We start from the raw sequence: 23,428 nt of genomic DNA, 5'->3' as shown, positions 1-23,428 counted from the left end.
CCTCCGTTTATCCCGCCTGGCCGCGCCACCACAAGCGGATGGAATCCCATGCCCTGCCCGCGAAACCCGCCTCGGCCACCGGCTCCAGCGCCACCACGGGGAACTGCAGGGCGGGCTTGCCGTCGACCAGCACGCGCATCTCGCCCACCGTGGCCTGCGACGCGATCGGCGCGATCAGCGGCTCCTGCGGCGTCCAGACCCGCTCCACCTTGGCGCCGGCCGGCACGGTGACGTAGGCGTCGCGCGCGAATCCAGCCTTCAGGCTGTCGCTCGCGCCCTTCCAGACCTCGGGCGTGGCCACCGACTCGCCGCGCGCGTAGAGCTTGATGGTATTGAACCCCCGAAAGCCCCACTCCAGCAACTCGCGGCTTTCCTGCGTGCGCAGCTTATCGGACGCGGTCCCCACGACCACCGTGATCAGCCGCCGCTCGTCGGCGCCGTTGGGCCGCTTGGCGCTGGCCACGATGCAGTAGCCGGCCGACTCCGTATGCCCGGTTTTCAGGCCATCGACGCTGGGGTCCAGCCACAGCAGCCGGTTGCGGTTGGGCTGCGTGATCTTGTTGTAGGTGAACTGCTTGGCCGAATCGTAGGTCCGGTAAAGCGCGGGATAGTCGCGGATGAAGCGCGTGGCCAGCACCGACAGGTCGCTCGCGGTCGAGTAGGTGCCCGGGTCCGGCAGGCCGTGCGGGCTGGCGAAATGCGTGGCGTGCAGGCCCATTTTCACGGCGGTGTCGTTCATCCGCGCGACGAAGGCCTCGACGCTGCCCGAGACCGCCTCGGCCAGCGCGATGGCCGCGTCGTTGCCGGACTGGATCATCAGGCCGCGCAGCAGGTCGTCCACCGAGACCTTGGAGCCCGGCTCCAGGAACATCTTGGAGCTGCCCGCCGGCACTTTCCACGCGCGCGTGGACACGGTGACCATCTGGCCGGCCGACAATTCCTTCTTGCTCAGGGCCTCGAACACGACATAGGCCGTCATGATCTTGGTCAGCGACGCGGGCTCGATCCGCTCGCTCGCGGCATGCGAGGCGATCACCTGGCCGCTGGTCTCATCCAGCAAAAGCCAGGCCTTGGCCGTCAGGGCCGGCGCGGCCATGGACTGCGCCGCTGCGCCCGAAACGCACGCGGCCGCGACGATCAGGCTCGCCGCCAACTTCTTCATCAACATATCGCTGCTTCACTTCCATGCATGGTTTTTCTTGCGCGGCGAAACCGCGCGCCCGCCATTGGAACATGCGCAGCGCCATTGGTTCATCGGCCGCGGCATCGCGCCGGAGCCCTTGTAGAAGGCACTTTCTGCGCCGAAAACAACAAACAGCGGCAGAAAACCCGCTGGAAAACCGCATCAACCGGCGCTCTTCCGCTATCATCGGGCGCGTGGCGTCTATTGCCGATACCCGGCACGCGCTGCTCCATGTCCTCAACAAACGGATTTTGACCATGGCCACGAAAGCAAAAGCTCCTGCCAAGAAAGTCACCAAACCCGCCGCCAAGGCGCCCGCCAAAAAGGCTACGGCCGCCAAGACCGCTGTGAAACCCGCAGCCAAGAAGGCCGCTCCCGCCAAGAAGGTCGTCGCCGCCAAGAAGGTCGCCGCCGCCCCCAAGGCCATCAAGGCTGCCCTGAACAAGACCCAGCTCATCGCCTACATCGTTGAGCAATCCGGCGTCGAAGCCAAGTCCGTCAAGGCCGTGCTGGCCAGCCTGGAAACCTCGGTGCTGGGCTCCGTGGACAAGAAGGGCGCCGGCGAATTCACGCTGCCGGGCCTGTTCAAGGTCTCCGTGCAGAAGGTTCCGGCCAAGGCCAAGCGCTTCGGCAAGGACCCGTTCACCGGCGAAGAGCGCTGGTTCCCCGCCAAGCCGGCTTCGGTCAAGGTGAAGGTTCGCCCGCTCAAGAAGCTGAAGGACGCCGCGCAGTAATTCCGCGCTAATCCGGTCAAGCCGGAAGGGCCCGCCTCGCAAGAGGCGGGCCCTTCTTTTTTGCCGCCGCGATTGCGCGCCGCGCGGCCGGCCTGCTAGAATTTATCTTCACGTAAAGATACTTTACTTCAAAACAAATGCAAGCCACGACCGATTTCGTCGACCGGATCATCGCGCAATGGAGCCGGGAATGCCCGGGCCAGGACTTCGCGCCCATGGCCGTGATCACCCGGCTGTTCCGCCTCAACGCGCTGGCCACGCGCAACGTCAACCACGGCTTTCGCCGCCATACCCTGCACCAGGGCGAGTTCGACGTGCTGGCCACGCTGTACCGCAGCGGCGCGCCCTACGCGCTCAATCCGCAGAAGCTGGTCGAGGCCCTGCTGCTGACCTCCGGCGCGATGACCAACCGCCTCGACCGCCTTGAAGAGGCCGGGCTGCTGGCGCGCAGCCCGAATCCCGAGGACCGCCGCGGCGTGATCGTCTCGCTCACTTCGGAAGGCCTGCGCCTGATCAAGACGGTGTTGAAGGACTACCTGAAAGACATGAACGAACTGCTGGAGCCGCTGTCGGCCGCGGAACGCAAGCAGCTGGCCGGCCTGCTCAGGAAAATGCTGATCCGGCTCGACCAGGAAACCCCCGGCGGCATAGACGCCTGAGCGCCAGACCCATGAATTCCGCATCACGCTCCCCCCAGACCCCGGCGCTGACCGCGCCCATCATCCTGCTGATGTCCGTGGCCACCGGCCTGGCGGTCGCCAGCAACTATTACGCGCAGCCGCTGCTGCACACCATCGGCGAGCAGTTCTCGCTGTCGACCGCCGCGGCCGGCGCCATCGTCACCACGGCGCAGCTGAGCTACGCGGTGGGCCTGATGCTGCTGGTGCCGCTGGGCGACATGTTCGAGCGCCGCAGCCTGATCGTGCTGATGAGCCTGCTGTCCTCGGCCACCCTGCTGATCTCGGCCTTCGCCCCCAGCATCACGGTGCTGATCGTCGGCACGGCGCTGACCGGCATGCTGTCGGTGGTGGCGCAGATCCTGGTGCCGTTCGCCGCCACGCTGGCCGCGCCCCATGAACGCGGCAAGGCCGTGGGCACGGTCATGAGCGGCCTGCTGCTGGGCATCCTGCTGGCCCGCACGGTCGCCGGCGCCCTGGCCGACCTGGGCAGCTGGCGCACGGTGTACTGGGTGGCCGCCATCCTGATGCTGGCCATGTCGGCCGCGCTGTGGCGCCTGCTGCCCCGCTACCAGAGCCCGGCCGGCCTGAGCTACCCGCGCCTGCTGGCCTCCATCCTGAAGATGTTCGCCGAAGAGCCGCTGTTTCGCGCCCGCTCGCTGCTGGGCGGGCTGCTGTTCGCCTCGTTCAGCATGCTCTGGACGCCCCTGACCTTTCTGCTGGCCAGCCCGCCCTATGAATACAACAACACCACGATCGGCCTGTTCGGGCTGGCCGGCGCGGCCGGCGCCTACGCCGCCAACCGCTTCGGCCGCCTGGCCGACCGCGGCCTGGGCAACCTGGCCACCCGGGCCGGCCTGCTGCTGCTGCTCGGTTCGTGGGGACTGATCGCATTCGGGCAGGCGTCAGTGATCGCCCTGCTGGTCGGGATTCTGATCCAGGACCTGGCGATACAGGGCGTACATGTCACCAATAGCAGCGCCCTCTACCGGCTGCGCCCCGAGGCCCGCAGCCGCCTGACCGCCGGCTACATGACCAGCTACTTCATCGGCGGAGCCAGCGGTTCGCTGGTATCGTCCTGGCTGTACGCCCATTTTGGCTGGCCCGGCGTGGTCACGGCGGGCGCCGTTCTCGGGGGGATTACGCTGCTGTACGGCGCCCTGTCGCCCAGCGCGCGCATCCCGGAAACGGCCTCGCGCCCAGCCCGCGCCTAGCACCTCCTATAATCAGGGGTTTTGGCCGCCTCCGCGCTCCGCGCGGCCGGGCGGCTCACCCTTTTTTGCCATCGTGCACGAGCCCATGCAGGAACGTTACCTCCCCAATACCGTCGAAGCAGCCGCCCACCAAGACTGGCAGGCCCGCGACGCTTACCTGGTCCACGAACACGCGACGAACGCGGACGGCTCCGAAAAGCCGAAGTTCTACGCCTGCTCGATGCTGCCCTACCCCAGCGGCAAGCTGCACATGGGCCACGTGCGCAACTACACCATCAACGACATGATGGCGCGCCAGCTGCGCATGCGCGGCTATAACGTCCTGATGCCCATGGGCTGGGACGCCTTCGGCATGCCGGCCGAGAACGCCGCCATCAAGTCCAAGGTGCCGCCGGCCAAGTGGACCTACGACAACATCGCCTACATGAAGAAGCAGATGAAGGCGATGGGCCTGGCGATCGACTGGTCGCGCGAGATGTGCGCCTGCGATCCGCAGTATTACAAGTGGAACCAGTGGCTGTTCCTCAAGATGCTGGAAAAGGGCGTGGCCTACCGCAAGACCCAGGTGGTCAACTGGGACCCGGTGGACCAGACCGTGCTGGCCAACGAGCAGGTCATCGACGGACGCGGCTGGCGTTCGGGCGCACTGGTCGAAAAGCGCGAGATCCCGGGCTACTACCTGCGCATCACCGATTACGCCGACGAGCTGCTGGGCGCCGTCCAGAACGACCTGCCCGGCTGGCCCGAGCGCGTGCGCCTGATGCAGGAAAACTGGATCGGCAAGTCCGAGGGCCTGCGCTTCGCCTTCCCCCACAAGATCGCCGGCCCGGACGGCCAGCTGATCCAGGACGGCAAGCTGTACGTCTTCACCACCCGCGCCGACACCATCATGGGCGTGACCTTCTGCGCCGTGGCGCCGGAGCACCCCCTGGCCACGCAGGCCGCGCTGTCCAACCCGCAGCTGGCGGCGTTCGTCGAGCAATGCAAGCTGGGCGGCACGACCGAGGCCGAAATGGCCACGCGCGAAAAGGAAGGCATGCCCACGGGCCTGTACGTCACGCACCCGATCACCGGCGCCGACGTCGAAGTCTGGGTCGGCAACTACGTGCTCATGAGCTACGGCGACGGCGCCGTCATGGGCGTGCCGGCGCACGACGAGCGCGACTTCGCCTTCGCCCGGAAATACGGGCTGCCGATCAAGCAGGTCGTGGACGTGGCCGGCAAGCAGTACTCCGCCGACGCCTGGCAGGAATGGTACGGCGACAAGCAGGCCGGCCGCACCATCAACTCCGGCAAGTACGACGGCCTCTCGCACAAGGAAGCGGTCGACGCCATCGCCGCCGACCTGGGCGCCCAGGGCCTGGGCGAAAAGCAGACCACCTGGCGCCTGCGCGACTGGGGCATTTCGCGCCAGCGCTACTGGGGCACCCCGATCCCCATCATCCATTGCGCCGATTGCGGCCCGGTCCCGGTTCCCGAGAAGGACCTGCCGGTGGTGCTGCCCGACGACCTCATCCCCGACGGCAGCGGCAACCCGCTGGCCAAGAACGAGGCCTTCCTGTCCTGCGCCTGCCCCAAGTGCGGCAAGCCGGCGCGCCGCGAAACCGACACCATGGACACCTTCGTGGACTCGTCCTGGTACTTCATGCGCTATACCTCGCCGGGCAACGACAACGCCATGGTCGACGCGCGCAACGATTACTGGATGCCGATGGACCAGTACATCGGCGGCATCGAGCACGCGGTGCTGCACCTGCTGTACGCGCGCTTCTGGACCAAGGTCATGCGCGACATGGGCCTGCTCAATTTCGACGAGCCCTTCACCAAGCTGCTGTGCCAGGGCATGGTGCTCAACCATATCTATTCGCGCAAGACGCCCCAGGGCGGCATCGAATACTTCTGGCCGGAAGACGTCGAGAACGTCTATGACGCGCGCGGCGCGATCGTGGGCGCCAAGCTCAAGGCCGACGGCTCCGAGATCAGCTACGGCGGCGTGGGCACGATGTCCAAGTCCAAGAACAACGGCGTCGATCCGCAATCCCTGATCGACACCATGGGCGCCGACACGGCCCGCCTGTTCGTCATGTTCGCCAGCCCGCCCGAGCAGACCCTCGAATGGTCCGACTCCGGCGTCGAAGGCTCCAACCGCTTCCTGCGCCGCCTCTGGTCGATCAGCTACGCCAAGCGCGAGGCCGTGGCCCGCGGCCTGGCCCACGGCGCCGACTGGGCCCAGGCGCCGGCCCCCGTGAAGGACCTGCGCCGCGAAGTCTATGCGCTGCTCAAGCAGGCCGACTACGATTACCAGCGCATCCAGTACAACACCGTCGTGTCGGCCTGCATGAAGATGCTGAACGCCATCGACGACGCCAAGCTGCCCGAGGGCGCCCACGCGGACGCCGCCTACGCCGAAACGCTGGGCGTGCTGCTGCGCGTGCTGTACCCGGTGGTGCCGCACATCACCTGGCACCTGTGGCGCGACCTGGGCTACGCGCAAGAGCTGGGCGACCTGCTCGACGCGCCGTGGCCGCACGTCGACGAGGCGGCGCTGGTGGCCGACGAGATCGAACTGATGCTCCAGGTCAACGGCAAGCTGCGCGGCTCGATCCGCGTGGCCGCCAAGGCGCCCAAGGAAGACATCGAGAAGCTCGCGGCCGCCCAGGAAGAGGTCGCCCGCTTCCTGGAAGGCCGCCCGCCCAAGCGCGTCATCGTGGTCCCGGGCAAACTGGTCAACGTCGTAGGCTGATGAGGTCAAGCATGCACTTCGCCGGGCAACAAACGCACTCCCCCCGCCTACCCTGGCTGCTGCGCGGCGCCTGCCTGGCGCTGTTCATGCTGCTCTCCGCCTGCGGTTTCGCGTTGCGGGGAGTCACCCCCATGCCGTTCGAGACGCTGTACGTCGGCATCCCCGACAACACGCAGTTCGGCGCCGACGTGCGCCGCTCGCTGCGCGCGGCCTCGCCCGACACCAAGCTGGTCGCCACGCCCAAGGAGGCCCAGGCCATCCTGCAGCAGGTCTCGGATTCGCGCACGCTGCGCGAGGTGTCGCTCAACGCGCAGGGCCGCGTCGAGGAATACGAACTCGGCATCAACTACACGTTCCGCCTGATCGACGCCAAGGGCCGCGCGCTGATTCCCGACACCACGCTGTCGATCTACCGCGAAATGCCCTACGACGACCAGGTCGTGCAGGCCAAGCAGGGCCAGATCGAAACGCTGTACAAGTCCATGCAGCGCGATCTCGTTTCGCGGCTGCTGCGCCGCATGACGGCCCCGGACGTGCGCGAGGCCTTCGAGAACGCCGAGCGGCGCGGCGAGAGCGGCGAAACCCCGCTGTACGACCCGACCGCGCCGCAGCCGCAGCGTACGCCCACGCCCTGGCAGACGCCGTCCACCACCGATCCGGCCAACGTGCGCTGATGGCACAGCCCCTGGACGCGGACCGCCTGGCCGAACAGCTGCAACGGCCGGGCAACCGGCTGGCGCCGCTGTACACGGTGTCGGGCGACGAGCCGCTGCTGGTGACCGAGGCGGTGGACGCGCTGCGCGCCGCGGCGCGCGGCGCCGGCTATACCGAGCGGCTGTCCATGGTGATGGACGCGCGCAGCGACTGGAGCGCGGTCATCGCCGCCACGCAAAGCGTGTCGCTGTTCGGCGACCGCCGCATCCTCGAACTCAAGATCCCCACGGGCAAGCCCGGCAAGCCCGGCGCCGACACGCTGGCGCGGCTGGCCGAGCAGGCCGAGAAACAGCCCGACGCCGACACGCTGGTCCTGATCTCCCTGCCGCGCCTGGACAAGGCCACCCGCGAAAGCCGCTGGATGCAGGCGCTGGCCCGCGGCGGCGCGATGGTCGATATCGCCAGCATCGAGCGCGGCCGCCTGCCGGCCTGGATCGGCCAGCGCCTGGCGCGCCAGAACCAGCGCGCCGACAACGCCACGCTGCAGTGGATGGCCGACAAGGTGGAAGGCAACCTGCTGGCCGCCCACCAGGAAATCCAGAAGCTGGGCCTGCTCTACCCAGAAGGCCAGCTGGCCGCCGAGGACGTCGAACGCGCGGTGCTGAACGTGGCGCGCTACGACGTTTTCGGGCTGCGCGACGCCATGCTGGCCGGCGACACCGCCCGCACCATCCGCATGCTCGACGGCCTGCGCGCCGAAGGCGAGGCGCTGCCCCTGGTGCTGTGGGCCGTGGGCGAGGAAATCCGCCTGCTGGCCCGCGTGGCCCAGGCCCGCGCCCTGGGGCAGGACGTCAACGGCCTGATGCGCCGCCTGCGCATTTTCGGCGCGCACGAACGCCTGGCGCTGCAGGCCCTGAGCCGGGTGCAGCCCGGCGTCTGGCCGGCCGCCGTGCAGCATGCGCACGAGGTCGACCGCCTGATCAAGGGCCTGTCCGTGCCGGGCCGCCTGTCCGACCCCTGGGAAGAAATGACCCGTCTCGCGCTGCGCGTGGCCGCCGCCGGCGCGCGACCGTGAAGGCGGCATCGCCGCCACGCCCGCCCGGCCCGACGGCCGGATATACACTGATTCTTCGAGCGGTTTCCATGCCGCCCCATACTTCATGATCGACGCCGCCATGTCCTCGTCCTCCATCGAACAAGCCATGCTCACCCTGGGCGAAAACGCCCGCCGCGCCTCGCGCGCCATGATGCGCGCCAGCGGCGCCGCCAAGAACCAGGCGCTCCTGGCCATGGCCGACGCGCTCGCCGCCAGCCACGAAGAACTCAAGGCCGCCAACGAGAAAGACGTGGCCGCCGCGCGCGCCAACGGGCTGGAGCCGGCTCTGCTGGACCGCCTGAGCCTGTCGGACAAGACGCTGGCGCACATGGCCGAAGGCCTGCGCCAGATCGCCGCCCTGCCCGACCCGATCGGCAGCATCACCGCCACCACCGTGCGCCCCAACGGCATGCGCGTGGCCCAGATGCGCGTGCCGCTGGGCGTGATCGGCATCATTTACGAATCCCGGCCCAACGTGACGATCGACGCCGCGGCGCTGTGCCTGAAGTCGGGCAACGCCGCCATCCTGCGCGGCGGCAGCGAAGCGCTGCATTCCAACATCGCGCTCGGCCGCATCGTGCAGAAGGGCCTGGCCGCCGCCGGCCTGCCGCAGGACGCGGTGCAGGTGGTGGCCACCGCCGACCGCGCCGCGGTGGGCAAGCTCATCACCATGACCGAGCACATCGACGTCATCGTGCCGCGCGGCGGCAAGGGCCTGATCGCGCGCCTGTCGCAAGAGGCCCGCGTGCCGCTGATCAAGCACCTGGACGGCAACTGCCACGTCTATATCGACGCGGCCGCCGACCCGGACAAGGCGCACGCCATCGCGGTCAACGCCAAGACCTACCGCTACGGCATCTGCGGCGCCATGGAGACGCTGCTGATCGACGCGGTGGCCGCCGTCTCCATCCTGCCCAGCCTGGCCGCCGACCTCGGCGAACGCGGCGTCGAACTGCGCGGCTGCCCGCGCACACTGGCCCTGCTGCCGCACGCCAAGCCCGCCACCGACGAGGACTGGGCCACCGAATACCTGGGCCCCATCCTGGCGGTGCGCATCGTCGACTCGCTGGACGACGCGATCGAGCACATCGCGCGCTGGGGTTCCGGCCACACCGACGCCATCGTCACCGAAGACCTGTCGGCCGCGCAGCGCTTCCAGCGCGAAGTCGATTCCAGCTCGGTCTATGTCAACCTGCCCACCTGCTTCGCCGACGGGTTCGAGTACGGCCTGGGCGCCGAGATCGGCATCTCGACCAACCGCCTGCACGCGCGCGGCCCGGTCGGCCTGGAAGGCCTGACCACGCTGAAGTGGGTGCTCAACGGCGAAGGCCAGGTGCGCGGCTGACCCGCGCGCCACGGCTGACGCGGCCCTGAACACGGGGCCGCGCCAGGGCTTCTACAATACGGCTCCAGGCAATCCACCCGCTTTTCATCATCCAGACGCGGCCTACCGCGCAACGCAGAGACTCCCCATGCATTCAGCCGCCATCTCCATGGCCTTCAGCCTCTTCGTGCTGTGTTTCATCACCTGCTCCATCAGCGGAATCGTCCTGTTCTTCGTCAAGAGCAAACAGATCAACGCCGCGCTCAAGCACCCCTACCTGCAGCACCGCACGTTCGCCCAGTATCCGCTGGCGGTGCGGGCGGCGATCACGCTCGATTATTTCTTCCGCCTGATGTTCCCCGGCACGCGGTTTTGGCTGGTCGGCAACGCCAACGATCTGCTCGGCCACGTCGAGCCCAAGAAGATTCCGCTTTCGCTGAAATGGCCGATCGTCGGCTTCTGGGGCTCGTGCTGGCTGGGCCTGATCGCCATGGTCGCGCTGTGGATCATGATTTACCTGGGAGTCTGACCATGCAGATCGGCATCGAAGACTATCCCGGCTGCCTGGAGGCGGCGCGCCTGCTCATCGCCGCGCGCGAATCCGGCGTCGCCGGCCCGCGCCTGCCCGCCGGCTGCCGCCCGCAATCGCTGGACCAGGCCTTCGCCGTGCAGCAGCGCACCGCGCAATTGCTGCGCGAGGAGCGCCACGACGACATCGCCGCCTGGAAGAGCGCGCTGCCCTCGCCCGAAAAAGCCGTGGTCGCGCCCATCTACGCATCCACCGTGGCCCACGCCGAGGCCGGCCCGATCGCCGCGCGCACCGACGTGCTGCGCATCGAACCGGAAATCGCCTTCGAGCTCGCGCAGAACCTGCCGGCCCGCGCCGAGCCCTATACCGAAGCCGAGATCGACGCCGCCATCGGCGGCGCGCGCCTGGCCCTGGAAATCCTGGGCTGCCGCTACGCCAGCCCCGAGCACGCCAGCGTGCCGGAGCTGCTGGCCGACCACATGTTCAACCTGGGGCTGGTGCTGGGTCCGCGCATCGCCTCGCCGCACACCGTGCCCGCCAGCATGGCCATCACGCTGTCCATGGACGGCGTGCAGGCCGAGCAGCACGCGGGCGTACATCCGAACGACCGCCCCAAGGCCGGGCTGTACTGGCTGGCCAATTTCCTGCGCGGCCAGGGCCTGGGCCTGCGTGCCGGCCAGCACGTGATCACCGGCTCGTACGCCGGTTTCCTGGACGTGCCCGCCGGCCGCGAGCTGGAACTGGCCTACGGCGATCTCGGCGTGCTGCGGCTGCGTTTCGCCGGGCCGGCGGCGCAACCGTCCGCCTAGGCGCGGACCGCGGGCTCGGCGATGCGCACGGCCTCGCCGCCCGCCTCGATGATTTCACCGACCGCCAGGCACAGGTCTTCGCGGTAGCGGCCCGCCACCACCTGCACCCCGACCGGGCTCGGCCCGGCCTCGCTCATGGCGCTGCCCATGGCGACCGACAGGCCCGGCAGGCCCATGAACGGCACCCCGATCTGCGTCATCTGCGCGCGCCACACGCGGGCGTAGGCCGCGTCGCCCTGCAGGTCGAGCCTGTCCGGAAACGGCAGCTCGGCCGACACCGGCAGCAGCAGCGCCGAATACTCGGCGAAAAACAGCGCCCACAGCCGCGTCAGCGTGGCGCGGCGCGTCAGCACCGCGGAAAACCCCGCCAGGTCGATGCCGGCCGCTTTCTCGCGCTGGCCCGCCAGCGCCGCCAGCGCGCCCGGGTCGCCTTCTTTCTCGGCCGCCGCCACCATGGCGTCGTAGCCGTCGGCCAGCCACATGCGGATCTGCAGGTCCGCCGCCTCCTGCATGGGCGGCAGGCTGTCCAGCGTGTCCACCGTCCAGCCAGCCTCGCTCAGGCGGTGCGCCGCCTCCTGCAGCGCCTTGACCACCGCCGGCGCGGTGTCCATGCCGTCGGGGTTCAGGCACAGCGCCGCCCTGCGCGGCGCCTCGGGGCCCTGCAAGGGCGCCGGCACCCACCACGGATCGCGCAGGTCCGGCGCGGCCAGCGCCGCCAGCCCCAGCCGCAGGTCCGCGATGCTGCGCGCCAGTGGCCCCGACACCGCCGTCAGCTGCCCGCCGATGGAGCGTTCCGGCAATGCCGCGTTGTACGCCGCCACGCGCCCCAGGGTCGGCCGCAGGCCGTGCACGCCGCAGGCATAGGCCGGATAGCGGATCGAACCCGCGATGTCGGTGCCGTGCGCCAGCTGGCCGATGCCGGCCGCCACCGCCGAGGCCGCGCCGCCCGAAGAGCCTCCCGGCGTCAGCGCCGGATTGCGCGGGTTCAGCGTGTCGCCGTGCAGCCGGTTGCCGGTGAACCAGCGCAGCGAGAACGCCGGCGTGTTGGTGCGGCCCAGGATGACCGCGCCCGCGCGCCGCAGATTGTCCACCACCGGGCTGTTCTCGGCGGCGATCAGATCCTTCTGCAGGCCCACCCCGTTGGTGGTGGCGAAGCCCGCCTGGTCCACGTTGACCTTGACGGTGACGGGCACGCCCGCCAGCGGGCCCGGCGCCTCGCCGCGCGCCAGCGCCGCGTCGATTTCGGCCGCCTGTTCCAGCACCGACTCGGGACGATGGTCGACCACGGCATTGATGGCGGGATTGACGGCTTCCAGCCGTCCCAGCGCGCTCAGCGCGGCTTCGCGGGCGGACACTTCACGCTTGCGGATGCGGGCGGCAAGCTCAACTGCGGACAAACGCCAAAGATCGGACACGCGCGACTCCTGATTGGTGGTTGTGCAAGGCCCGTCCACCTTAGCGCCTGGCGCCGGCTCCCACAAGCCGCGCGGGCGGCGCGGCGCCGCTACCCGTCCTGTTCGAAAACCTCGACGATGGCGTCGGCCACCGCGCGCACGCGGGCGGTGCGGTTCAGGTCGCCATGCATCACCAGCCACAGATCGTAGGACTCGCTGCGGTGCGGCCAGATCCGGACCAGGTCCGGATAGTCCGGCGCTATGTGCGTGGGCAGCTCGCCTATGCCCAGGCCGGCCGCCACGGCCTCGATGATCATCAGCCCCGAATTCAGCTCCAGGCCGATGCGGCCGTTGCCCGTGGGTTCGCCGCAGAACGTGTCGGACCAGCCCGGCAGCACCGACTGCTGGTAGGTCACCAGCGTGTGCCCGGCGAACGCCGTGCCCGGGCGCGGCTCGCCATGCGCGGCCAGGTACGAGCGCGACGCGTACAGCCCGACCTCCTTGCGCGCCAGGTGGCGGTGGATCAGGTCGGGATTGTCCGGCCTGAGATTGCGTATCGCCAGGTCCGCCTCGCGGCGCGTCAGGTTGCTCAGCTGGATCGCCGTGGACAGCGTCACCCGGATGTCGGGATGCTGGGCGTGCACGCGCCGCACGGCCTCCATGACGAAATACCGGGCCACGGTTTCCGAGGTCGCCACGCGCACCACGCCGGACAGCCTGTTGTCCATGCCCTGCATCTGGCGCTGCAGCTGGTCGGCGGCCTGCTCCATGCGCTCGGCCGCGGCGAACGCCAGCTCGCCGGCGGCCGTCGGCACATAGCCGCCCGGCGTGCGCAGGAACAGCCGCGCGTCCAGCGACGATTCCAGCGCCGCCAGCCGCCGCCCGGCCGTGGCCTGGTCGATCTGCAGCAGCGCGGCGGCCCCGCGCAGCGTGCCTATGCGGTAGATGGCCAGGAAAATCCTGGCGTTGTCCCAATCCATGCTTCACCTGACAGATGCATTTCTGCATCACTATAAAGCAGTTATACGGCTTTTTTGCATCAATGAAAGCGCCTACGCTTCTCTCCTCCAAAGCCGTCGAACCTCGCACCATCATGAATTCCGCCTGCCCCCACGCCAGCGCCCTGGACGCCAAACCCGCCGCCGCCGGACTGCTGCCGCTCGTCACGCTGGCGATCGGCTTCGTCATGGCCATGCTCGACGTCACCGTCGTCAACGTCGCCCTGCCCAGCATCGCGCTGCAATTCACCGTGCCGCTGACCGACCTGGTCTGGATCGTCGACGGCTACACGCTCACCTTCGCGGCCCTGCTGCTGGTGGCCGGCGCGCTGGCCGACCGCTACGGGGCCAAGACCATCTATCTGGCCGGGCTGGGCGTCTTCACCCTGGCCTCGCTGCTGTGCGGGCTGGCCTCCGGCGCCGATATGCTGATCCTGGCGCGCATGCTGCAAGGCCTGGGCGCGGCCCTGTTCATGCCCAGCTCGCTCAGCCTGCTGACCCACGCCTACGACGACGAGCAGACGCGCAACCGCATGCTGGCCGCCTGGTCGGCGATCGTGGCGGTCGCCGGCGCCGCCGGCCCCTTGATGGGCGGCGTGCTGATCCACCAGTTCGGCTGGCGCGGGATCTTCCTCATCAACATCCCGCTGGGACTGGCGGGCCTGTGGCTGGCGCGCCGGCGCATCCAGCCCGCGCCGCGCCGGCCGCGCGCGCTCAATCCGCTCAGCCACCTGCTCGGCGTGGCCGCGCTGTCCTCGCTGTGCTTCGCGCTGATCCAGGGCAACGCCTATGGCTGGACGTCCGCGCGCATCGCGCTGGCCGCAGCCCTCTTCCTGGGCAGCGCGGCGCTGCTGCTGCGGCGCGAACGCCGCCACGCCGAGCCCATCGTCCCGCGCGCGCTGTTCGCCACGCCGCAGTTCGCGGCGGCCAACGGCATCGGCTTCCTGATCAACCTCGCGTCCTACGGACAGCTCTTTCTGCTCAGCCTGTTCCTGCAGCAGGCGCGCGGCGCCGACGCCTTGCAGACCGGCATCGAGCTGGTGCCGATGCTGGCGGTGTTCTCCATCGGCAACCTGATCTCGGCGCGGATCTCGGCGCGCTGGAACGTATCGGCCTCGCTGCTGGGCGGCATGGCGCTGGCCGCGGCGCTGAGCAGCGTCGCGATCTACGCCGTCACGCCCGGCCTCGCCTACTGGCCGTTCGCCGCCATCGTCGCGCTGGCCAACCTGGGCGTGGGCATCGCCGTGCCCGCGATGACCAGCGTGGTCATGCAGGTATCCGGCAAAAGCCATGCGAACAGCGCGGCCGCGGCGTTGAACGCCAACCGGCAATCGGGCGCGCTGGTCGGCGTCGCCCTGATGGGCACCATCCTGCATCTGCTGCCGCAATGGCGCGACGCGCTGCCCGTGGCCTACGGCGTGATCGCCGCGAGCTACCTGCTGGCCGTGGCGCTCGGCTGGCGTTATCTGCGCCGCGCCCGCAACGCCTGACCGCGTGGCAAGGGTCCGGTGTTTGCTTCACAATGCTCCTATCCGTCCCAACAGGAGCCTTGCATGCCGGAAGCCCTTACGCCCCGTTCGTCCACGCCTCTTCCCGCCATCCGCAGAGTCGCCATCGTGGGCGCCGGCACCATCGGCGCCAGCTGGGCCGCGCTGTTCCTGGCCCGCGGCCTGGAGGTCGTGGTCAGCGATCCAGCCCCCGACGCCGAAGCGCAGACGTGCGCCCGCGTGCAGGCCGCCTGGCCGGTGCTGACCGAACTGGGCCGCGTGGTCCCGGGCGCCACGGCCGAGGCGCTCAGCTTCGAGCCGGACCTGGAGCGCGCCCTGGCCGGCGTGGACTTCGTCCAGGAAAACGGTCCCGAACGCGAAGACTTCAAGACCGAGCTCTTCGCGCGCATGGACGCGCTGCTGCCGCCCCACGTCATCGTCGCCTCCAGTTCCTCCGGCCTCATCATGAGCCGGCTGCAATCGCGCTGCCGCCATGCCTCGCGCTTCGTGATCGGCCACCCCTTCAATCCGCCGCATCTGATCCCGCTGGTCGAGGTGGTGGGCGGCGAGCAGACCTCGGCCGACACCATGGACCGCAGCATCGCGTTCTACCGCAGCATGGGCAAGTACCCGATCCGGCTGAACAAGGAAGTGCCCGGCCACATCGCCAACCGCCTGCAGGCCGCGCTCTGGCGCGAGGCCATCCACCTGGCGGCGGAGAACGTCGCCAGCGTCGCCGACATCGACGCCGCCGTGTCCCAGGGTCCCGGCCTGCGCTGGGCGCTGTTCGGCCCGCACATGACCTTCAATCTCGGCGGCGGCCCGGGCGGCCTGGCGAATTTCATGCACCATCTGCTCGGCCCGGTGCAGACCTGGTGGGACGATCTCGGCACGCCCGAGATGACGCCCGAGCTGCAGCAGCGCCTGATCGAAGGCGTCCAGGCCGAGGCCGGCGCGCGCAGCATGGCGGATCTGGTGCAGGCCCGCGACGCCGATCTCACCGCGCTGCTCAAGGCCCTGCAGCGCTGAACCGCTCACCCGAACCCAGGAACCATACGCATGATTTCCGTGACGCAAGACACCGAACGCTCCCGCTACACCGCCACCGTCGACGGCGTGCTGTGCGTGCTCGACTACCACCTGCAAGACCACGTCATGACCATCACCCACACCGGCGTGCCCAGCCAGGTCGGCGGACGCGGCATCGCCGCCGAACTGACCCGCCACGCGCTGGAGGCGGCGCGCGCCCAAGGCTGGAAAGTGCGGCCTTCGTGTTCGTACGCGGACGCCTATATGCGCCGCCATCCCGAATACGCGGACCTGCGGGCCTGAGCGCGGCGCAAGCATCGTGGCGAAACCCTCGCGCAACACGGCCGCGGCCTGCCCCTGCGGCAGTTCCCAGGCCTATCCCGAATGCTGCGGCCGCTGGCACGACGGCCCGCTCGCCCTGCAGGCGCCCAGCGCCGAAGCGCTGATGCGCTCGCGCTACAGCGCCTTCGTGCTCGACAAGCTGCCGTACCTGCTGGCCACCTGGCATCCCAGCACCCGACCCGCCGCGCTGGAACCGAATCCGCCGGATCTCAAATGGCTGGGCCTGACGGTCAAGCAGGCGCGCGACCAGGACGCCGACCACGCCACCGTGGAGTTCGTCGCGCGCAGCCGCCAGGCCGGCCGCGCCCATCGCCTGCACGAGCTGAGCCGCTTCGTGCGCGAAGACGGCAAGTGGTATTACGTGGACGGCGACCTGAGCTGATCGTGACGGACACGCACCCTCAACCTCCCCCGAAAAGGCAGCCATGAACCACGAACCCCGCTACGCCGATACGCTCTTTCACGCCGAACCCGTCGCCGCGCTGCGCGCCGACCTGGCGCTCGCGCTGCGGGCGGCCGCCTTCCACGGGCTGGGCGAAGGCGTGTGCAACCATTTCAGCGTCGCGCTGCCCGGCGATCCCGACCATTTCCTGCTCAACCCGCGCGGCCTGATGTGGAACGAGGTCCAGGCCGAGGACATCGTCCTGGTCGACGCCCACGGCAACAAGCTGGCCGGCCGCCATGAGGTCGAGCCGACCGCCATGTTCATCCATGCCGCCATCCACCGCATCGCCGGCAAGGCCTGCGTCCTGCATACGCACATGCCCTACGCCACCGCGCTGACGCTCACCGCCGACCGCGCGCTCGACACCACGCTGTCGCAGAACGCCATGCGCTTCCACGGGCGCCTGGCCATCGACGCGGACTACAACGGCCTGGCGCTGGACGTCGGCGAAGGCGAGCGCATCGCCCGCGCCATGCAGGGCGCGGACGTGGTCTTCCTGGGCAACCACGGCGTGGTCGTCTGCGGCGAACGCATCGACTACGCCTACGACGATCTTTTCTTCCTTGAGCGCGCCTGTACGGCCCAGGTGCTGGCGCAATCCACCGGGCGGCCGCTGATGCCGGTCGATCCCGGACTCTCCGCCAAGGTGGCCGCCCAGGTGCAGGGCGAACGCCTGCAATCCGAACTGTTCTTCGAGGCGCTGCGCCGCCAGTTGCCCTAGCCCGTCGGCAAAAAACGTTGCGCCAAAAACAAAACCCCACAGGATTTACCTGTGGGGTTTTGAGGAATAAAAGCCTGACGATGACCTACTTTCACAGACGTCCGTCCACTATCATCGGCGCAAAGTCGTTTCACTGTCCTGTTCGGGATGGGAAGGAGTGGGACCAACTCGCTATGGTCGTCAGGCGTAACTGGTTGAGCGGCTGCGGCTGGCGCAACAGCTCCAATCTGGGAAGAAACACAACGCGTGGCGATCAGAGTCGAACTCGATGATCACGCACGATGGGATGTGATGTTGGCTGGCTGCCGACGGTGCAGCCAGATTTTGTATTGAACGACACTTGGAACGCTATAACCAGGTCAATAACCATCAGTGTTATAGGATCAAGCCTCACGGGCAATTAGTATCGGTTAGCTTAACGCATTACTGCGCTTCCACACCCGACCTATCAACGTCCTGGTCTCGAACGACCCTTCAGGGGGATCAAGTCCCCGGGATACCTAATCTTCAGACGAGTTTCCCGCTTAGATGCCTTCAGCGGTTATCTCTTCCGTACTTAGCTACCCGGCAATGCCATTGGCATGACAACCGGTACACCAGAGGTACGTCCACTCCGGTCCTCTCGTACTAGGAGCAGGCTCCGTCAAGTATCCAACGCCCACGGCAGATAGGGACCAAACTGTCTCACGACGTTTTAAACCCAGCTCACGTACCTCTTTAAATGGCGAACAGCCATACCCTTGGGACCGGCTACAGCCCCAGGATGAGATGAGCCGACATCGAGGTGCCAAACACCGCCGTCGATATGAACTCTTGGGCGGTATCAGCCTGTTATCCCCAGAGTACCTTTTATCCGTTGAGCGATGGCCCTTCCATTCAGAACCACCGGATCACTATGTCCTGCTTTCGCACCTGTTCGACTTGTCAGTCTCACAGTCAAGCACGCTTATGCCATTGCACTATCAGCACGATTTCCGACCGTACCTAGCGTACCTTCGAACTCCTCCGTTACACTTTGGGAGGAGACCGCCCCAGTCAAACTGCCCACCATGCACTGTCCCCGATCCGGATAACGGACCAAGGTTAGAACCGCAAACAAACCAGGGTGGTATTTCAAGGATGGCTCCACGTAATCTGGCGACTACGCTTCAAAGCCTCCCACCTATCCTACACAGGCCGGTTCACAGATCAATGCAAAGCTACAGTAAAGGTTCATGGGGTCTTTCCGTCTAGCCGCGGGTAGATTGCATCATCACAAACACTTCAACTTCGCTGAGTCTCAGGAGGAGACAGTGTGGCCATCGTTACGCCATTCGTGCAGGTCGGAACTTACCCGACAAGGAATTTCGCTACCTTAGGACCGTTATAGTTACGGCCGCCGTTTACCGGGGCTTCGATCAAGAGCTTGCACCCCATCACTTAACCTTCCGGCACCGGGCAGGCGTCACACCCTATACGTCGACTTTCGTCTTTGCAGAGTGCTGTGTTTTTAATAAACAGTCGCAGCCACCGATTCTCTGCGACCCCATCATGCTAAGCGCGCAGGCGCTTCACACTACCGGGGTATACCTTCTCCCGAAGTTACGGTATCAATTTGCCGAGTTCCTTCTCCTGAGTTCTCTCAAGCGCCTTGGAATATTCATCCCGTCCACCTGTGTCGGTTTGCGGTACGGTCTCGTACAGCTGAAGCTTAGAGGCTTTTCTTGGAACCACTTCCAATCACTTCGCAAGCAATGCTCGCTCGTGCCGCACCCTTGATTTACGCGCCCGGATTTGCCTAAGCGCCATCTTCGATGCGTCAACAGGGACATCCAACACCCTGATGATCTTCCGCAATCCGTCCCCCCATCGCACTGTACGACGGTGCTGGAATATTAACCAGCTTCCCATCAGCTACGCATCTCTGCCTCGCCTTAGGGGCCGACTCACCCTGCGCCGATGAACGTTGCGCAGGAAACCTTGGACTTACGGCGAGAGGGCTTTTCACCCTCTTTATCGCTACTCATGTCAGCATTCGCACTTCTGATACCTCCAGCAGCCTTTACAAGCCACCTTCGCAGGCTTACAGAACGCTCTCCTACCGCGTGCACTAAAAGTGCACACCCGCAGCTTCGGTTTATCGCTTAGCCCCGTTACATCTTCCGCGCAGGACGACTCGATCAGTGAGCTATTACGCTTTCTTTAAAGGATGGCTGCTTCTAAGCCAACCTCCTGACTGTCTATGCCTTCCCACTTCGTTTCCCACTTAGCGATAATTTGGGACCTTAGCTGGCGGTCTGGGTTGTTTCCCTCTTGAGTCCGGACGTTAGCACCCGGTGCTCTGTCTCCCAAGCTGTACTTGCGGGTATTCGGAGTTTGCCATAGTTTGGTAAGTCGCCATGACCCCCTAGCTATAACAGTGCTCTACCCCCCGCAGTAATACTTGAGGCACTACCTAAATAGTTTTCGGAGAGAACCAGCTATTTCCAGATTTGTTTAGCCTTTCACCCCTATCCACAGCTCATCCCCTAATTTTTCAACATTAGTGGGTTCGGTCCTCCAGCACGTGTTACCGTGCCTTCAACCTGGCCATGGATAGATCATCTGGTTTCGGGTCTACACCCAGCGACTGAATCGCCCTATTCGGACTCGCTTTCGCTACGGCTTCCCTATTCGGTTAACCTCGCCACTGAATGTAAGTCGCTGACCCATTATACAAAAGGTACGCAGTCACCCCACAAGGAGGCTCCTACTGTTTGTATGCATACGGTTTCAGGATCTATTTCACTCCCCTTCCGGGGTTCTTTTCGCCTTTCCCTCACGGTACTGGTTCACTATCGGTCGATCACGAGTATTTAGCCTTGGAGGATGGTCCCCCCATCTTCAAACAGGATTTCACGTGTCCCGCCCTACTTTTCTTACGCTTAGTTCCACACTCAGAATTTCGTCTACAGGGCTATCACCTGCTACGGCCGGGCTTTCCATCCCGTTCGACTATCCTGAATGCTAAAACGTAAAGGCTTTTCCGATTTCGCTCGCCACTACTTTCGGAATCTCGGTTGATTTCTTTTCCTCGAGCTACTGAGATGTTTCAGTTCACCCGGTTCGCCTCCACTGGCCTATGTATTCAGCCAGGGATACTGCTTGCGCAGTGGGTTTCCCCATTCGGACATCTGCGGATCAAAGCTTGTTTGCCAGCTCCCCGCAGCTTTTCGCAGGCTACTACGTCCTTCATCGCCTGTGATCGCCAAGGCATCCACCATATGCACTTAGTCGCTTGATCCTATAACGCTGTAGGCTATAGGACCTGAGTATTCGCGTTTGTGCCGTTCATAAGTTTCAAAGCAGTCTGAGGCTTGCACCCCAGTCTTGAGAACTTGGAACAAAATTAATGCAATCACAACCCGTACCCATCTTCATCAGCAAACGCTGATTACTTGATGAGCACATTTCGTTGTGCTTCTTCCAGATTGTTAAAGAACAAAATATAGCTGTTGGGTAAAACCCAACTGATAAGGCTGCAAGCAGCGCTATCAGTTAGCTTCTACGCTGGACCGGAAAAACCCGATCCCAGCCACATCAAACAACCGATAAGAGTGGACGCTTAACACGAGCGCTAAGCTCTGAAAGGAGGTGATCCAGCCGCACCTTCCGATACGGCTACCTTGTTACGACTTCACCCCAGTCATGAATCCTACCGTGGTAATCGCCCTCCTTGCGGTTAGGCTAACTACTTCTGGTAAAACCCACTCCCATGGTGTGACGGGCGGTGTGTACAAGACCCGGGAACGTATTCACCGCGACATGCTGATCCGCGATTACTAGCGATTCCGACTTCACGCAGTCGAGTTGCAGACTGCGATCCGGACTACGATCGGGTTTCTGGGATTAGCTCCCCCTCGCGGGTTGGCGACCCTCTGTCCCGACCATTGTATGACGTGTGAAGCCCTACCCATAAGGGCCATGAGGACTTGACGTCATCCCCACCTTCCTCCGGTTTGTCACCGGCAGTCTCATTAGAGTGCCCTTTCGTAGCAACTAATGACAAGGGTTGCGCTCGTTGCGGGACTTAACCCAACATCTCACGACACGAGCTGACGACAGCCATGCAGCACCTGTGTTCCGGTTCTCTTGCGAGCACTGCCAAATCTCTTCGGCATTCCAGACATGTCAAGGGTAGGTAAGGTTTTTCGCGTTGCATCGAATTAATCCACATCATCCACCGCTTGTGCGGGTCCCCGTCAATTCCTTTGAGTTTTAATCTTGCGACCGTACTCCCCAGGCGGTCAACTTCACGCGTTAGCTGCGCTACCAAGGTCCGAAGACCCCAACAGCTAGTTGACATCGTTTAGGGCGTGGACTACCAGGGTATCTAATCCTGTTTGCTCCCCACGCTTTCGTGCATGAGCGTCAGTGTTATCCCAGGAGGCTGCCTTCGCCATCGGTGTTCCTCCGCATATCTACGCATTTCACTGCTACACGCGGAATTCCACCTCCCTCTGACACACTCTAGCCCGGTAGTTAAAAATGCAGTTCCAAAGTTAAGCTCTGGGATTTCACATCTTTCTTTCCGAACCGCCTGCGCACGCTTTACGCCCAGTAATTCCGATTAACGCTTGCACCCTACGTATTACCGCGGCTGCTGGCACGTAGTTAGCCGGTGCTTATTCTGCAGGTACCGTCAGTTTCGCGAGGTATTAGCCCGCGACGTTTCTTTCCTGCCAAAAGTGCTTTACAACCCGAAGGCCTTCATCGCACACGCGGGATGGCTGGATCAGGGTTTCCCCCATTGTCCAAAATTCCCCACTGCTGCCTCCCGTAGGAGTCTGGGCCGTGTCTCAGTCCCAGTGTGGCTGGTCGTCCTCTCAAACCAGCTACGGATCGTCGCCTTGGTAGGCCGTTACCCCACCAACTAGCTAATCCGATATCGGCCGCTCCAATAGTGCAAGGTCCGAAGATCCCCTGCTTTCCCCCGTAGGGCGTATGCGGTATTAGCTACGCTTTCGCGTAGTTATCCCCCGCTACTGGGCACGTTCCGATACATTACTCACCCGTTCGCCACTCGCCACCAGACCGAAGTCCGTGCTGCCGTTCGACTTGCATGTGTAAGGCATCCCGCTAGCGTTCAATCTGAGCCAGGATCAAACTCTTCAGTTCAATCTCTGTGTTTTGTTTCGTATTTCCTTGGTTCCGGAGAACCGAGTCATACGTCGCTGCTCAAAGGAAGTGAGGTATGTGCTTAGACTTGACATCTAAGGTACTTCACTTCTAGTGAGCACTTGATTTCTTGTGCTTGTGGCCAGATTTAAAACCTGACCACTGCGCACTCACATCAAGCGCCCACACTTATCGGTTGTTCAATTGTTAAAGAGCGGTACTGCTATTTACTGCCTGCCTCTCAGCAACTTCGCTTTCGCGCCGGTCGCTGTGTCAGCAGAGAAACGAGATTATGAAGAAGTTTTTATCGCTTGTCAAGTCAGCGTCGCTTATCGCTTTGCTTTCCTGCCGCGGCCTCTTCAGCCTCTTTCCTCTTTGGCAGCTATCGAAATATCAGGGTAAACCCTAGTGTTTCGGTAACTGCCAAGCCCAAGACTATAGCACATTATTTTCGAATTGCGCAACTGACTTCTGCCTGATTTGCGCGATCCATGCAATGATGCTTGCCTGGCTCCGCGGTTCGAAAAACTGTCCGAACTGCGAAGGAGCGAGACTATAGCACAAGTTTTCGGCAAAGGTGGCGGCCGCGCGCCATTCTCTTCATTCTCTATATATAGAGAGCGAAAACAGCGGCACGGCCGGCTTGCTTACCAGCGCAGATAGTTCGCATCGCGCAGGCGGGCCAGCTCCCGGTTGACCGTGGCTTCGCTGACCAGCCAGTCGGGCGCCCCCACATCCTGCAGCATGTGTTCATCCAGATCCACGGCCAGCTTGCGCAGGCGATTCTTGGCGCGGTACTTGAGATAGAAGGACCATAGCCATCCGACAGGGTTGCCGGATGCATGGGTCGCTGTGGCGCGGGAAACCGCGACGGCAGAGGTAGAGCAGGTATGCGCAGACATGGCGGACTCCA

The 23,428-nt window shown here is 65.0% G+C and carries 19 protein-coding genes and 3 rRNA genes; 15 read left to right on the top strand and 7 right to left on the bottom strand.

Annotated elements, in window-relative coordinates; all coding sequences use genetic code 11:
* Positions 1 to 7: 7 nt before the first annotated feature.
* Complete coding sequence (locus AC1M14_RS07085) at positions 8 to 1,168, bottom strand: D-alanyl-D-alanine carboxypeptidase family protein (protein WP_102772792.1); 1,161 nt, start codon at positions 1,166 to 1,168, stop codon at positions 8 to 10.
* Here AC1M14_RS07085 and AC1M14_RS07080 point away from each other — a divergent pair.
* The 10 genes from AC1M14_RS07080 to AC1M14_RS07035 all read left to right on the top strand — a co-directional run bounded on the left by AC1M14_RS07080 (position 1,095) and on the right by AC1M14_RS07035 (position 10,963).
* Positions 1,095 to 1,286, top strand: coding sequence for a hypothetical protein (locus AC1M14_RS07080; RefSeq protein WP_168202315.1), 192 nt, complete (start codon positions 1,095 to 1,097; stop codon positions 1,284 to 1,286). The two genes, AC1M14_RS07085 and AC1M14_RS07080, sit on opposite strands and share 74 nt — an antisense overlap.
* Positions 1,287 to 1,440: 154 nt before the next feature.
* Positions 1,441 to 1,917 carry an HU family DNA-binding protein gene (locus tag AC1M14_RS07075; protein WP_102772793.1) on the top strand — a complete coding sequence of 159 codons (477 nt, stop codon included), beginning with the start codon at positions 1,441 to 1,443 and terminating at the stop codon, positions 1,915 to 1,917.
* Between the two features lie 137 nt (positions 1,918 to 2,054).
* The gene (locus AC1M14_RS07070; protein ID WP_479731271.1) at positions 2,055 to 2,576 is read left to right on the top strand and encodes a MarR family winged helix-turn-helix transcriptional regulator; all 522 of its coding nucleotides are present in this window, start codon (positions 2,055 to 2,057) and stop codon (positions 2,574 to 2,576) included.
* Between the two features lie 11 nt (positions 2,577 to 2,587).
* Positions 2,588 to 3,808 carry an MFS transporter gene (locus AC1M14_RS07065; protein ID WP_209166121.1) on the top strand — a complete coding sequence of 407 codons (1,221 nt, stop codon included), beginning with the start codon at positions 2,588 to 2,590 and terminating at the stop codon, positions 3,806 to 3,808.
* Positions 3,809 to 3,893: 85 nt separating this feature from the next.
* The gene (gene leuS, locus AC1M14_RS07060) at positions 3,894 to 6,551 is read left to right on the top strand and encodes a leucine--tRNA ligase (RefSeq protein ID WP_102772796.1); all 2,658 of its coding nucleotides are present in this window, start codon (positions 3,894 to 3,896) and stop codon (positions 6,549 to 6,551) included.
* A gap of 11 nt (positions 6,552 to 6,562) precedes the next feature.
* The gene (locus AC1M14_RS07055) at positions 6,563 to 7,225 is read left to right on the top strand and encodes an LPS-assembly lipoprotein LptE (RefSeq protein ID WP_102772797.1); all 663 of its coding nucleotides are present in this window, start codon (positions 6,563 to 6,565) and stop codon (positions 7,223 to 7,225) included.
* The gene (gene holA / locus AC1M14_RS07050) at positions 7,225 to 8,280 is read left to right on the top strand and encodes a DNA polymerase III subunit delta (protein ID WP_102772798.1); all 1,056 of its coding nucleotides are present in this window, start codon (positions 7,225 to 7,227) and stop codon (positions 8,278 to 8,280) included. Before AC1M14_RS07055 ends, holA begins: the two co-directional genes overlap by 1 nt.
* Positions 8,281 to 8,365: 85 nt before the next feature.
* On the top strand, positions 8,366 to 9,646 hold the full coding sequence (locus tag AC1M14_RS07045) for a glutamate-5-semialdehyde dehydrogenase (protein ID WP_111827092.1): 1,281 nt from the start codon (positions 8,366 to 8,368) through the stop codon (positions 9,644 to 9,646).
* 127 nt (positions 9,647 to 9,773) lie between these two features.
* A complete protein-coding gene (locus AC1M14_RS07040) occupies positions 9,774 to 10,154 on the top strand; it encodes a hypothetical protein (protein WP_168202316.1) in 381 nt (126 codons plus the stop codon).
* A 2-nt stretch (positions 10,155 to 10,156) separates the two neighbouring features.
* Positions 10,157 to 10,963 carry a 2-keto-4-pentenoate hydratase gene (locus AC1M14_RS07035; RefSeq protein WP_479731270.1) on the top strand — a complete coding sequence of 269 codons (807 nt, stop codon included), beginning with the start codon at positions 10,157 to 10,159 and terminating at the stop codon, positions 10,961 to 10,963.
* Here the strand turns inward: AC1M14_RS07035 and AC1M14_RS07030 are convergent.
* On the bottom strand, positions 10,960 to 12,378 hold the full coding sequence (locus AC1M14_RS07030) for an amidase family protein (RefSeq protein ID WP_479731269.1): 1,419 nt from the start codon (positions 12,376 to 12,378) through the stop codon (positions 10,960 to 10,962). The genes AC1M14_RS07035 and AC1M14_RS07030 overlap by 4 nt on opposite strands.
* Positions 12,379 to 12,467: 89 nt before the next feature.
* Complete coding sequence (locus AC1M14_RS07025) at positions 12,468 to 13,337, bottom strand: LysR family transcriptional regulator (RefSeq protein WP_479731268.1); 870 nt, start codon at positions 13,335 to 13,337, stop codon at positions 12,468 to 12,470.
* 113 nt (positions 13,338 to 13,450) lie between these two features.
* On the opposite strand from AC1M14_RS07025, the gene AC1M14_RS07020 reads away from it, so the two are divergent.
* From AC1M14_RS07020 to AC1M14_RS07000, 5 genes are all read left to right on the top strand, one after another.
* Complete coding sequence (locus AC1M14_RS07020; RefSeq protein WP_479731267.1) at positions 13,451 to 14,845, top strand: MFS transporter; 1,395 nt, start codon at positions 13,451 to 13,453, stop codon at positions 14,843 to 14,845.
* 63 nt (positions 14,846 to 14,908) lie between these two features.
* Complete coding sequence (locus AC1M14_RS07015) at positions 14,909 to 15,871, top strand: 3-hydroxyacyl-CoA dehydrogenase NAD-binding domain-containing protein (protein WP_479731266.1); 963 nt, start codon at positions 14,909 to 14,911, stop codon at positions 15,869 to 15,871.
* Between the two features lie 30 nt (positions 15,872 to 15,901).
* A complete protein-coding gene (locus tag AC1M14_RS07010; protein WP_102772805.1) occupies positions 15,902 to 16,174 on the top strand; it encodes a GNAT family N-acetyltransferase in 273 nt (90 codons plus the stop codon).
* Between the two features lie 16 nt (positions 16,175 to 16,190).
* Positions 16,191 to 16,595 carry a YchJ family metal-binding protein gene (locus AC1M14_RS07005; RefSeq protein WP_209166127.1) on the top strand — a complete coding sequence of 135 codons (405 nt, stop codon included), beginning with the start codon at positions 16,191 to 16,193 and terminating at the stop codon, positions 16,593 to 16,595.
* 43 nt (positions 16,596 to 16,638) lie between these two features.
* Entirely contained in the window at positions 16,639 to 17,379 is a 741-nt protein-coding gene (locus tag AC1M14_RS07000) for an aldolase (RefSeq protein WP_479731265.1), read from the top strand.
* 72 nt (positions 17,380 to 17,451) lie between these two features.
* Here AC1M14_RS07000 and rrf read toward each other — a convergent pair.
* The 4 genes from rrf to AC1M14_RS06980 form a co-directional block, all read right to left on the bottom strand.
* Positions 17,452 to 17,564 (bottom strand): 5S ribosomal RNA (rrf, locus tag AC1M14_RS06995).
* A 194-nt stretch (positions 17,565 to 17,758) separates the two neighbouring features.
* Positions 17,759 to 20,641 (bottom strand): 23S ribosomal RNA (locus AC1M14_RS06990).
* Positions 20,642 to 20,984: 343 nt separating this feature from the next.
* Positions 20,985 to 22,515 (bottom strand): 16S ribosomal RNA (locus AC1M14_RS06985).
* The 16S, 23S and 5S rRNA genes sit together here, the layout of an rRNA operon.
* 647 nt (positions 22,516 to 23,162) lie before the next feature.
* Positions 23,163 to 23,417, bottom strand: a complete 255-nt coding sequence (locus AC1M14_RS06980; RefSeq protein WP_479731264.1) for a hypothetical protein — start codon at positions 23,415 to 23,417, stop codon at positions 23,163 to 23,165.
* Between the last annotated feature and the right edge of the window lie 11 nt (positions 23,418 to 23,428).

Source organism: Achromobacter sp. SX5, from assembly GCF_056711425.1.
Note: the sequence above shows the minus strand (reverse complement) of the source record. Positions and strands in the feature narration are given on the sequence as shown.